This is a genomic window from Burkholderia sp. Leaf177 (assembly GCF_001424345.1).
Lineage (GTDB): Bacteria > Pseudomonadota > Gammaproteobacteria > Burkholderiales > Burkholderiaceae > Caballeronia.
Genome location: NZ_LMPF01000023.1, coordinates 395,319 through 408,018, shown reverse-complemented (window position 1 = coordinate 408,018; position 12,700 = coordinate 395,319). Strand labels below are relative to the sequence as shown.

Genomic DNA, 12,700 nt, shown 5'->3' with positions numbered 1-12,700 from the left:
AAAATTATTTTGTGGAATCCCAGTCGCCAAATAATTTTTAGGTGAGGTAATACGGGAGGGCTAACAAAGCGTTTAAAGCAGGTTCGAATGCAAGTCAGATCGTTTACCCGCTTGGCGCGGGGATAAACGAGATGCTGCCTAACGGTGAGGGTGAGAACTTTCGGGAGAGCACCTCAGTGAGTCCGAGAGACAAGAGGCGCATCACCGTACGAGGGTGAGCTTGCGCCTGTAGACGAGCATCACCGTCATGGGTATCCTTTCCCGAAATCCTCCTTGACTCCCAGCATGGCAACCAAACGCGCGAAGAAGACTGACGTGGTGAGTCCGAGCTCAGCGGAATTGCGAAAAGCTGTCGAAGCCATCGCAATCCAGCCGAAGAGCGGAAAAATCACCCTTTTGACTCGCAAATTGTTCAACGTGTTGCTCGCGGTTGCGCAACAGGCCGACGAGTCAGGCGATACCTATCGCGCGTTGCTATCGGACATTGTCGCTAATTCGGCGTTCGATTCCAACGATACCGCTTTAGTCAAAGAGCATTTGCGTCGAATGGTGTCCGTTCAGGTTGAGTGGAGTACGGGCACGTCTAGCCAGAAGCCAGGACGCAAATGGGGTATATCGACGTTGATCGCAGACGCCGAAATTCTCGAGGATCCGGCTACAAGGCGCGTTTGGGTTGAGTTCTCCTTTGCTCCGAAAATCAAGAAAAAGCTCCTCGACCCGGTTCAGTACGCCCGTTTGAGCCTGCAATTCCAGAGTCAATTGCGCAGTAGCGCAGGCCTGGCGCTTTACGAAATCTGCGTTCGATACCTGACGAATCCAAGTCATCTAACCATGCGTGAGACGTGGGAGTGGTGGCGACCGATTCTCTCGGGTACGCCGGATACGGAAGCCGGCGACGAAGCAAAACGCGAATATAAGTATTTCAAGCGTGATTATCTCCGGCCCGCAATCGCCGAGGTCAACGCGGTAACCAATATTTTTGTCGAGTTGATCGAACATCGGGAAGGACGACGGGTCGCCGAAATCCAGTTCCGCGTGACCGAACGCAAGCAACCCATGCTTGCACTCGATGAACATCCAAATGTCTTTGACAGCACGCTCGTCGATCGAATGGTCAAGATTGGGATACCTTTGAAAGACGCGCAGACGCTCTACGCCGATAGCGAGGAAAATCGGATTCGGTCGGCTTTGCAAATGACCGAGCAACGCATGCGAAGTACATCGTTGCCCCCGGTGCGAAGCGCGGCGGCGTTGTTCAAAGATGCTTTGAAGAAGGGTTATGCACCGCAGCTCGAGGCGCTTCCAGCGGTTGCGGCCCCGGCGAAAGCCAACGGTGCACCGGCGGACGATCTCAAGGCTCGCTTGCTAAGTGAGTTTTCGGTTTATCGCCGTAAGGAAGCGCGCGCGCTGTACGAAGAACAGGGTGAGTCTGAGCGGGAGCTGGCGCGCCAAACGTTCGAGGAAGATGTGTTGCCGGAACTTGGCGGTCACATGCGCGATGACTGGCGCAAGCGGGGACTGGACTCGAAGATGGGTGAAACGTCGTTCTTCGATTGGCTGGCGCGCAAGACCTGGGGTGAGCCAACCGATGGTGATCTCCTTGCATTCACGCTAAATCAGAACCGCGCTGCTTAGTGGTTTCCGACGCTACGGGCATTCTTTTGTCGTAGCGTCGCGTCGCAGTTTTAGCTGGGTTTATTTTTCGTCGGGTTCCGTCTTCAGCATCTTTTCGATTTGCAGATGGAGCGCGTCGCGCTTTTCTTTCGAAAGACCTCGCAGGCGCAATTCAAGTCGGTCATCGCCGTAAGTCTTCAGATCTCCAACCGCGATCCCTTCCAGTTTGATTTCCAGACGTTGCGCATATCGCTGGCGACCCGCGGGTTTCGGCGTTTCTTGGACGCTTGCCCGTCCCTTCACAATATCGGCAACTTGGCGCGTGCTGAGATCGTCGGACGCGATCTTGTTGATCAGGCGTAATGTCGCGTCAGCGCCGCGGGCGCTATGGAAACGCGAAACCTGATAAGCCATATTGGAGCCAAAGCGGTCTGGCCGAGCCACCATTTCATGCATCACATTCTCGGGCAGCTTCGAAATTGCCAGCGCAACAGCGATTGTCGATTCATCCAGACCGAGGTGATCAGCCAATTCCCGCTGACTTTGAAAGTGATTTTCCTCCAGGAAGCGTTTCCAGACGATGGCGTTATCGAACACCGTCTGTGAATCCCGTTGCACGTTCAGGTCGTAGCCGAGTTTGTAGCTTTCGATCCCGATTGGGAGATCGATAACTATTGCCTTCACCGTCTCCTTGTTGGCTTCTTTGAGCGCTCGAACTCGCCGGCCCCCATCGCTTACAAAGAAGGTGCCAGGATTTTCGTGGTCCGGAATGACATGGATGGCCTGCTGCTGACCTTGCTTGGCCAAGTTGACAGCCAGTTCGGCAATGGACGCCTTTAAGTAAAAATGGCGTGGATTGAACGGGCTCGGTTTAATGGCTTTTAGGGGTAAGTCGATAACTTGACCGTTGACGTAACGGTTTTTACGCCGCCAGCTCTTGAACTCATCTGACTCAGAACTTTCAATATCGTCGACAACTTCATCGTCGGACTGTGCGCTGGATCGTCCCGTTACTTGTTTATCGTTGCCGACTTCCTGATTGACGATGTCGTCAATAGCGTTGATACGGTCAAGGGCCGTGCGCTTCTCGCTGCTCGTTGTATCGGGGCGGGCCTTGAAGCCCTTGGCGAATGGGTTTGGTTTCATTCAACGTCCTTTATGCGCATAAAGTCAGGGGAGCATGGCGAGAACTTCCTCTGCGCACGCTCGTATTTCGGCTGCAGCGAGGCGTGATCCCCGGTCGGTCATCTGAAGAACGGTCTGGCCCAAGGCCATCGCTTGCTTATAGCATTCCCGCGTGGGAATCTGAGTTTTCAGTAAGGGGAATCCCAGCTCTTCCAACGCGCGTTTTAGCTCTCGCGTCAGCATTCGTTTTTCTTCAGTCTTGTTAAGTAGAAATACGGCGCGCAAATCTTCGTTCATGACCTGCGCTTGCTGAATCAGCTTGACCAAACCCACACTTGACCAGTAATCGGCCGGCGACGACGATGTCGGGACGATTGCAACCGTCGCGGCGAGAAGGACGACGCCCGATACTTTTTCGGTAATAGATGGTGGGCAATCAACCACGATGATGTCGTAGTCGTTGACGAACTTCTTGATCTCTCGATGGATCTGACCCCCGGCTTCGGAGAGATTGACGATCGGAAAGGGGATACCGCTGGCTTCATCTGACGCGGCACTGGCCCAGTGCACCAAGGTGTTCTGACCGTCGGCGTCGACAACAAGGACACGCTTACCCTTTTCGTGGAACGCAGCGCCCAAATGCATTGCGATCGTGCTTTTCCCCACCCCGCCCTTCTGCTGTGTGATCGCGATAATTTCAGCTGCCACGTTTTGCTCCCAAATTTAGCTTCTTGAATTTTACATTGAAGCCGGAGTTTCTCTATCGGAAATCACGTTGGTTAGCCATTTGGTCAGGGTTGTGGCGAAGTTTATGCGCATAAAGTCAGACTTGGGCCTCGATGATCTCTAGAGGTCCTTCCGGCCGCATTCGCGTTACTTTAGAGAAATGTCAACCAATCAAGAACGTTAGGACTGACGAAACTTTATTTTTTCAATTAAAGACTCATTCGGTAGCGCTGTGGAACATCGTTGTGAGTTGTCTTCCACGCGACTTCTTCTGGATATGTAATTGCAAGCAAGCAAGCAAGCAAGCAAGCAAGCAAGCAAGCAAGCAAGCAAGCAAGCAAGCAAGCAAGCAAGCAAGCAAGCAAGCAAGCAAGCAAAAGCCGACTCTCGCTACTTTATGCGCATAAAGTCTTGGCACCGCGTTCTGAAACCAGGAGAGCTAATCTCATCTCAGCTGAGCGTTGGGTGACGTCATTAGCGCGCGTTTATTTTTGGTGCTAAACAACGTCCGGCTAAGTTGTGTGCGATGGTTCGTCGCGCTCGAAGTCGAATTTGCGGTGAGCAAATTCAAGCTCGCAATCGCACCGTTCCACACCGACCGCGGTGCGGGTTTGGGAGTCCCGAAATAAATAACCATCGCAATCATAGAAAATCAAAACACGAACTAGAACTAGTCTCCACGCCAGTCCCGCGTAATTTGCATATATCAAAGAGGTTGCCAAACTCCATCCCACTCCAAGCAACCCGTAAGCAAGCACTCGTAAAATCGCCGCCACTACGCGGCGGCAAACAGTCGCGAGTACGTTAGCCTCTTCTTTTAATCAGCCAAGGGCATCTCAGTGCATCTGACTTCGACTATCGCCGCGTGGTCCGACCACGACACGCGCCTTCTCATCGCATGCGCGCTCGGTTTGGCGTCGATCATCGTTTTAATTAGTGTGCTGAAGCTGGCACCGTTCTTATCGATACTCGTAGGTACTTTTGTTGCCGGTTTCACTGCGGGCTTGCCGCTCGAAGCAGTGGCCAGCGCGTTTAGCAAAGGCGCCGGCGGCTTGTTGGGCGATGTCGGGATCATCATTGCGCTTGGTGCGATGCTCGGCGCATTGATGGCGGAGTCAGGCGCGGCTGATCGACTGGTTTCAAGCATCCTAGATCACTCCACGCCACGAACTTTGCCTTGGCTGATGGCGCTGGTCGCCATCGTCATCGGTTTGCCGCTCTTTTTTGAAGTCGGCCTCGTCATGATGGTGCCGATCATCTTTGTGATGGCGCGCCGCTCGAAACAGCCGATTTTGCGTATTGCAATTCCTGCGCTCGCGGGTATGACGACGCTGCATGCGCTACTGCCGCCGCACCCGGGTCCGTTGATCGCCGTCAGCGCGCTGCACGCCGACCTTGGTATCACGATGGGTCTTGGCTTCATCATCGCGATTCCCGCGGTTATCCTCGCCGGTCCTGTGTATGGAATGTGGCTTTCGCGCCGGATGCACGTGGATGAACCAGAAGAAATGGGCAAGTTGTTTGCATCGAAGGTCGATGAAACCGGCGCGCTCGACGCCCCTAGTTTTCAAATTTCGTTGCTAACAATTCTTCTGCCGGTGTTGTTGATGCTGGGTCGCACGGTGGCGAAATTGGCGGTTCAGCCTGAAACCCTGTTGTTCGATACGCTCAACTTTTTAGGTGAGCCGTTAATTGCGCTCGGACTCACCGTTCTTTTCGCAATTGTTGCCTTGGGCTGGACTCGTGGTATGCCGCGCGACAAAGTGAGCAGCATTCTGCGCAAAAGCTTGCCGCCGATTTGCGCGCTACTTTTGACTATCGGCGCTGGAGGAGGCCTGAAGCAAACGCTGGTGCTCGGTGGAATCAGCACTACGATCGGCAAGATCGCAATCGGCTCGCACATGCCGCTGATCCTGCTCGCGTGGCTGATTGCCGTGGCATTGCGTCAGGCAACCGGTTCGGCCACGGTCGCGACCACGACAACGGCGGGCATCATCGCCCCGGTCGTGGCGGGATTGAGCGCCACCCATAACTCATTGTTGGCGCTGGCGATCGGCGCGGGCTCTGTGTTCTTCTGCCACGTCAACGATGCCGGCTTCTGGATGATCCGCGAATATTTCGGCTTGCAACTGAAACAAACTGTGTACGTCTGGTCGGTGCTTCAGACCATCGTCTCGGTGGTCGGCTTGGCGCTCACGTTGGTGATGTGGGGCGTACTGACATAAATTGCCGACGCAATGCTGACGTGAATTGTGGACAGATTGGCGCGGCAAGCGAATCTCTGAACCTAAAATGCAAGCAAAGGAGATTTCGATAATGCTTGCCCTGCGCCCAACCTGCGAATGCTGTTCAAAGCCGCTTCCTCCAGACGCACGCGACGCCATGATCTGCAGCTTCGAATGCACATTCTGCGAGTCGTGCGTTTTCTCGCAGCTTCAAAACGTTTGCCCGAATTGCGGCGGCGGCTTTCAATTCCGCCCGATACGTCCAAAAGCACGATTAGCAAGCCGCCCGGCCTCGACTGAGGTCCACGCCGCGGGCGTAGACGTGGAACAACATCGCGCGTTCCTGGAACGCTACGTCGCCATCCCGCCCGCCGAACGATAGACAACTGCTACTGCTCAGGGAAACTACTGATCTGAGCGCCGCTCATACCCTTGACGCAGGAATCATCGATTCCTCCTTATCGCCGCGCGCTCGCACAATCTGTTCATCGATCCACTCCTTGAACGGAAGACAACATGTCAGCACCTCAATCCGAGCGCAACCTTCACATTGGCGAAGGCTTTGAAGGGCCGGGCGTCAATCTCGCCCATATCAACGTGCTCGTCGGACCTCGCAACGGTCCAGCCGGACAGGCATTTGCCACCGCGCTTGCCACGCCGTCGGCGGGACACGCGCCGTTCGTTGTCATCGCCCAGCCGGGTATTCCAACAAAGCCCCTTACGCTATACGTGAACAAGGCGCAAATCGCCAATGAGTTCCACGGAAACGCGACCTGGGGTGCTTCGCAGGCGGGCATCGCGAAGGCCGTTGCAGAGTCGCTCGAAGACGGCACGTTGCCGCCGGAAGCGGAAAACGATTGGGTGGTTGTATCCGCGAATTGGGTGAACCCGGCGGCCGACGACCTGGACGCTGTATTCCAAAACAACTATCGCGCGACCAAGAACGCCATCAAGGCCGCCATGGCCGGACTACCGTCAAAAAGCGACGTATTTGCAGCCGCACGCCAAGTTTCGAATCCCTTCTATACGCCGCGTTTTCTGCAGGCCGTCCTCTAAAACGCATACGGGCGCTGCATGCCGGCGCTCGCCCGGAGATTTGAATTATGGAATATGTTCGACTAGGCCAGTCAGCCTGAAAGTGTCTCGCCTGTGTCTTGGCACCATGAATATGGGCACGCCGCAATGGAAACCGTGGATCTTCGACGAACAGAAGAGCGAGCCTATCGTCCGCCATGCGTTAGAAGCGGGCGTGAACTTTATCGACCTTGCTGATTTTTATTCGGCGGGCATTGGCGAAGAAGTGGTCGGCAGGATCCTCGGTCGTCTCACACGACGCGAGGAAATCGTGGTGACCACCAAGGTTGGCTACGACATGGGCGCGTATCAAAACGCGGGCGGCCATTCTCGCAAGCATATTCTCGATAGTATCGATGCTTCGCTGCGGCGGCTGGGCATGGACTATGTCGACATCTACATGCTGCATTACTTCGATACTTCCACGCCCGTTGAAGAAACCATGGCGGCGCTGGACGATATCGTCCGTTCGGGCAAGGCGCGTTATATCGGTGTATCGACCATGTACACGTGGCAGCTCGCAAAAATCATTCAGGTTTGCGAACGAAATGGCTGGCACAAGCCGATCAACATGCAATTGCAACTGAATCTGGCGTACCGCGAAGAAGAGCGTGAGATGATGCCGTACTGCGCGGATCAGGGCTTGGGCGTGTCCGTTTTCAGCCCGTTGGCGCGTGGTCTTTTGACGTGCGACACGGCGTCTACGCGCAATCAGACCGACTTTTTCACATCGCAAATGTATGGCGATACAGCGTCACGCGAGATCGCCGGCTCGGTAGAGCGCGTCGCCAAGCAACGCGGCGTGAGCGCCGCCCAAATTGCGCAGGCCTGGGTGCTGCAACGCGCAGGTGTGGCCAGCATGCTGGTCGGCGCCGATTCGCCGGCTCAATTCGACAGCGCATTGAACGCGCTCGGCACGCACCTCGACGCCGACGAACTGTATGAGCTCGAGCGTAACTACACGCCGTGTGATGTCATTAATGACTACACGGCTGGTCGGCGGATCGCTCGCGAACCACGTATTCCACAAGCTGGTCTCAACCAGGCAATGAAGGACGCGGCATGAACCTACTTCGAACAGAACATCACATCAATGGTATATGGCTGAGCAGTGCCGAGACTTACGCGGTTTTCAATCCTGCGACAGGGGACGTTATCGCGAATGTAGCGAAGGCAGGTGCGCTTCAAACCCAGCAGGCCATGCGGGCGGCTGAAGCCGCGTTTCCGGCATGGCGCGCGTTGACGGCGAAGGAACGGGGCGCCCGCGTGCGGCGCTGGGGCGAACTGATGCTCGAACACTGCGACGCTCTCGCGGCGTTGCTTACGCGAGAGCAGGGAAAGCCGCTTGCGGAAGCAAAGGGTGAAGTGGCTTATGCAGCGAGTTTTCTCGAATGGTTCGCTGAAGAAGCGAAGCGCAGTTATGGCGATGTCATTCCGAGTTCCAAGGCCGGATCGAAGATCATTGTCACGCGGGAGCCAGTCGGGGTCGTGGCGGCCATCACGCCCTGGAACTTTCCGCTCGCCATGATCACGCGCAAGGCCGGACCTGCGCTGGCCGCGGGTTGCACCATGGTCCTCAAGCCATCGGAGGAAACCCCGTTGAGCGCGCTGGCGTTGGCGGTTCTCGCTGAAGAAGCGGGCGTGCCAGCCGGCGTTTTCAACGTCATTTCGGGCAACGCGATTGCAATTGGAGCAGAGCTGACTGCATCGCCGGTCGTACGCAAATTGTCGTTCACCGGCTCCACGCGGGTCGGCAAGCTATTGGCTTCTCAATCAGCCGAGACGCTGAAGAAGCTCTCGCTGGAACTTGGCGGTAACGCGCCGTTCATTGTTTTCGACGACGCCGATCTGGACGCGGCAGTGCAGGGCGCCATGGCATCGAAATTTCGAAACACCGGGCAGACGTGTGTTTGCGTGAATCGATTTTTCGTTCAAGCAGGCGTCTATGCCGAGTTCACCCGACGCTTGACCCTCGCCGTTGTCGGGCTCCGTGTAGGTAATGCACTGGAACATGAAGTCGACCAAGGCCCACTGATCAACGATGCAGCACTCAGGAAGGTGAAAGATCATGTACGCGATGCCGTAACCAAAGGCGCGATTGTCATGACCGGCGGCCGCGCGCATTCATTGGGCGGGACGTTCTACGAACCGACTGTTTTGGCGAACGCCAAGCAAGACATGTCGATAGCACAAGAAGAAACCTTCGGGCCGGTTGCTGCCTGTTTCCAATTCGAAACTGAAGCCGAAGCGATCAAGCTTGCCAACGACACGCCTTTTGGACTCGCGGCGTATTTCTATACACGTGATCTGGGCCGTGCGTGGCGGGTCGCGGACGCGCTCGAGACTGGTATGGTCGGCGTGAACGAAGGAATCATATCCACTGAGGTCGCGCCCTTTGGCGGCATCAAGCAATCAGGTTTGGGACGCGAAGGCTCCAAATACGGCCTCGACGAATACATGGAACTCAAATACACGATGATCAGCGGCCTGATGGCATCCGCACGTTGATTGGTGTCGACTGAGGTTGATTGACGTTGATCGTCGCTGCTCAGCTGGGGCCACGCTGTTGCCTTGTGTAACCGGCAACAGCGCAAGCAGGTAAAGAACACATAGGTAAGGAGACGCAGTGAGTCATCAGGACATTTCAAGCAGTGCATTGCCCATCGGTTCCGGGCCACACGCAGGCATTGCGCCAATTCGCGAACACGACGCACCCGCCTCGAAGCCCGTTCTGCTCGACGACATTCCATTGAACCGCTTTCACGTGAAAATCGCGGGCCTGACATTCGGTGCGCATTTCACCGAAGGTTATGCGTTGGGCACGGTGGGATACGCACTGGCATCGATGAACCGGCAGATGCCACTCGATTCCTTCTGGATGGGCGCGATCGGCAGCTCGGCGTTGATCGGCATTTTTTTGGGCAGCTTGATCTTCGGGCGTCTGTCCGATCGGCTCGGCCGCCAGCGAATCTTCCTTACCAGCTTCGTCATTATCACGGTGGCCGCATTCCTGCAGTTCTTCGCCACTTCACCCTTGGAATTGTTCGCGCTTCGGGTCTTGATCGGCTTTGGCATGGGTGGGGACTTCACCGTGGGCCACGCCATTCTTGCGGAATTTTCGCCACGCAAGCATCGCGGGGCTTTGCTTGGATCATTCAGCGTTGTGTGGACCATCGGTTATGTGGTGGCGAACGTCCTCGGTATGTCATATGGAGATGCGGGACCGTCCGCGTGGCGCTGGCTGCTTGCATCAGCGAGTCTCCCTGCGTTTATCGTGCTGTTGTTGCGCATTGGGACGCCGGAATCTCCGCGCTGGCTCCTCGGCAAAGGGCGTGTGCAGGAAGCGCACGCAGTGGTCCTAAAGCATTTCGGGCCAGACGTAGCCCTTGAAGCTGAACCGGACACTCGAACTATTGGCGGAAAGCAGGGCTATGCTCGACTTTTCCAACCCGACTTGATTCGCCGGACCCTGTTCAACTGTGGATTTTTCGTGTGTCTCGTCATTCCATATTTCGCGATCTACACATTCCTGCCGGGAATCCTGAAGGTGATCGGCCTGAGCGATGGTTTCGGCGCGGATTTATTGCTTAATGCGGTGCTGGTGATCGGTGCAATATTTGGAATCTGGCTAACCATCAAGTTGCCTCGGCGGCATTTCCTGATCGGATCGTTTGCCGTAACGTGCGCCATGCTCGTGGCAATGAGTTTGCTCCCGGCTTCCGCAACGCTTGCGATGATCATGGCGTTCGCCGTCTTCACGCTAACCATGTCGGCATTCAGCAATCTGGTTGGCGTATTTCCACCCGAATGCTTTCCGACCGAGGTGCGAGCATCGGGCGTCGGTCTCGCCATTGCATGCAGCAGACTCGGCTCGGCCATTGGTACGTTCTTGCTGCCGGTCGGCATTGCGCAGATCGGGTTTCACTACACCATGATGATCCTCGCCGGGGTTTTGTTGATCGGCATGATCGTCTCGATTGCCTGGGCTCCCGAAACACGCAACCTGACATTGCGAGCCGCCAGCGGGTCATGACCAGCTTGATGCGTGTTACCGGAAACGCCAGTACCGCACGCTAACTCCCGAAAACTCTCACCCTTGAAAAGGCGTCCGCTTGCGGACGCCTTTCTATTTGGATCGGCAGTCACATCCATAAAAAAATCGTGCTGTTTCAATATTAGGAATTCTTAATTTTGTCCTAATTCTTTCGGACAGTTCCGAGCGCAAACCTAAGCGTCGAGTCTTAATATTCATTCACTCGCAGACGAACCGGTGCATCGCCCCTCAAAAGGATTTAGACGATGGGCAAAGCGGCTCGCACTGCGCGGTTGGCATCAAGGACACGCAGTCCCCGCGCCGCAAGTGTTCGAAACCTCGTTAATTTCTTTATTGGAAAAACTTCATGAAATCATTCTTCTCCACCATCGCTGCTGTTGCAACCATCGCAACCCTTGCTCTGGCATCGACTGGCGCGAACGCTTCTGACGGCACGATCACATTTACTGGCGCAGTGACCGACACAACGTGCTCGATCGATGCGAAAGCCGTCGGTGCAGCCGACAAGAACGTCACGCTGCCAAGCGTAACGAACAGCACGCTCGGTGCTAAGGGCTCGACGGCTGGAACGACTGCCGCAGCGGACCTCACATTTGCGTTGAGTGGTTGCTCGACTGAAACGAAGGCAGTCGCACGTTTCGAAAATGGCCCGACGATCAACCAGACTACTGGCTACCTTGAAAACCAGGCACCCGCCGGCGCCGAAAACGTCCAGGTTCGTTTGCTGAACGCTTCGCACCTGCCCATCAATGTAGTGACGGGTGAGAACAACGATATCGCCGGCAACGGTTCGACCATCGTTTCAGGTAACGCTGACCTCAAGTATTTCGCCGAGTACTACGCCACGGGCAAGGCCACAGCCGGTCCGGTCAACACATCAGTTCAGTACACAGTCGATTACCAATAAATCGTCTCAACAGGCATCTGCAGGCGCAGATGCCTCTTTTTTCCCAAATTTTCGAGATACGATTTTTACGGAGATGCATCAATCATGAAGTCCATTAGGCAAATTGCATGTGGTTTGGGCGTCGTCATGGCCTTGCTTGCCGGAAGTGCGGGCGCAAGCGTGACTGTGGGCGGAACACGCGTGGTGTATCCCCTTGAAAATCGTGAGACGACGGTGAAATTGACTAACGATCGCAGCGAACCGTCGCTGGTCCAGGTCTGGATGGACAAAGGCAATGCAGCGGCAAAACCCGGCGAGGCAAGTGCGCCTTTCGTATTGACGCCTCCGATCTTTCGGATGGATGCCGGAAAGTCGCAGACGCTGCGCATGATGTACACGGGCGATGCACTGCCGCAAGACCGTGAATCGGTGTTCTGGCTGAACGTACTCGATGTACCGCCGAAAGCCGCTAAAGATTCCGATGTCAACACGCTGCAGTTTGCGTTCCGCACCCGGATCAAAGTGTTTGCGCGTCCAAAGGGCTTGCCCGGAACGCCCGACGAAGCACCCGCGAAATTGACATGGAAGCTCGTGTCCGCCGCCGATAACAAGGGTTACGAGGTGAAGGCAACCAATCCCACGGCGTACTACGTGTCGTTGAGCAAAATCGATGTCGTCGGTGCCGGTCAAACCTTCGGGAACGACGTGGGCGGCATGATCGAGCCTCATGGAAGCGCGCAGTTTCCCATCAAGAATATGAAGACGGCGCCCGCTAACGCCCGTGTCAAATTTTCGAGCATCAGCGATTTTGGGGGCGCCGTGCCGCTCGACGCGCCTCTCGCGCCATAAGACGTCGCCCTGATCGGGGCAACCGTCATCCCGAGTAACTGAAGGCGTCGCGGGCATCAACTGGCCGGCGCCTTCCTCAAGAAAACCATCACGCGTTGCCAAACGGTCTGTCCGAACAGCCCGGCGGGTCAACTCGCGCCCGAATCG

At 55.8% G+C, this 12,700-nt stretch carries 10 protein-coding genes and 1 pseudogene; 9 read left to right on the top strand and 2 right to left on the bottom strand.

Features of this window, described 5'->3' with window-relative positions; genetic code table 11:
* The first annotated feature begins 285 nt into the window (after positions 1-285).
* On the top strand, positions 286-1,635 hold the full coding sequence (locus ASG35_RS22860; protein WP_056363093.1) for a replication initiation protein: 1,350 nt from the start codon (positions 286-288) through the stop codon (positions 1,633-1,635).
* Positions 1,636-1,695: 60 nt separating this feature from the next.
* On the opposite strand, the gene ASG35_RS22855 is transcribed toward ASG35_RS22860, so the two are convergent.
* Positions 1,696-2,760 carry a ParB/RepB/Spo0J family partition protein gene (locus ASG35_RS22855; RefSeq protein WP_056363092.1) on the bottom strand — a complete coding sequence of 355 codons (1,065 nt, stop codon included), beginning with the start codon at positions 2,758-2,760 and terminating at the stop codon, positions 1,696-1,698.
* Positions 2,761-2,784: 24 nt separating this feature from the next.
* A complete protein-coding gene (gene parA / locus ASG35_RS22850; RefSeq protein WP_056363089.1) occupies positions 2,785-3,447 on the bottom strand; it encodes a ParA family partition ATPase in 663 nt (220 codons plus the stop codon).
* Between the two features lie 857 nt (positions 3,448-4,304).
* Between parA and ASG35_RS22845 the strand changes: the two genes are divergently transcribed.
* The 8 genes and pseudogenes from ASG35_RS22845 to ASG35_RS22810 all read left to right on the top strand — a co-directional run bounded on the left by ASG35_RS22845 (position 4,305) and on the right by ASG35_RS22810 (position 12,553).
* A complete protein-coding gene (locus tag ASG35_RS22845) occupies positions 4,305-5,690 on the top strand; it encodes a GntT/GntP/DsdX family permease (protein ID WP_056363088.1) in 1,386 nt (461 codons plus the stop codon).
* A gap of 91 nt (positions 5,691-5,781) precedes the next feature.
* On the top strand, positions 5,782-6,072 hold the full coding sequence (locus tag ASG35_RS31060; protein WP_082508559.1) for a DUF1272 domain-containing protein: 291 nt from the start codon (positions 5,782-5,784) through the stop codon (positions 6,070-6,072).
* Between the two features lie 134 nt (positions 6,073-6,206).
* A complete protein-coding gene (gene fae, locus ASG35_RS22835) occupies positions 6,207-6,746 on the top strand; it encodes a formaldehyde-activating enzyme (protein WP_056363083.1) in 540 nt (179 codons plus the stop codon).
* Positions 6,747-6,793: 47 nt separating this feature from the next.
* Positions 6,794-7,830: pseudogene (locus tag ASG35_RS22830) on the top strand (aldo/keto reductase).
* The gene (locus tag ASG35_RS22825) at positions 7,827-9,272 is read left to right on the top strand and encodes an NAD-dependent succinate-semialdehyde dehydrogenase (RefSeq protein WP_056363079.1); all 1,446 of its coding nucleotides are present in this window, start codon (positions 7,827-7,829) and stop codon (positions 9,270-9,272) included. The pseudogene ASG35_RS22830 and the gene ASG35_RS22825 overlap by 4 nt, the downstream one beginning before the upstream one ends.
* A 118-nt stretch (positions 9,273-9,390) precedes the next feature.
* A complete protein-coding gene (locus ASG35_RS22820) occupies positions 9,391-10,797 on the top strand; it encodes an MFS transporter (RefSeq protein WP_082508558.1) in 1,407 nt (468 codons plus the stop codon).
* 367 nt (positions 10,798-11,164) lie between these two features.
* Complete coding sequence (locus ASG35_RS22815; RefSeq protein WP_056363076.1) at positions 11,165-11,725, top strand: fimbrial protein; 561 nt, start codon at positions 11,165-11,167, stop codon at positions 11,723-11,725.
* An 84-nt stretch (positions 11,726-11,809) separates the two neighbouring features.
* Complete coding sequence (locus ASG35_RS22810; protein WP_056363073.1) at positions 11,810-12,553, top strand: fimbrial biogenesis chaperone; 744 nt, start codon at positions 11,810-11,812, stop codon at positions 12,551-12,553.
* Positions 12,554-12,700: the final 147 nt, after the last annotated feature.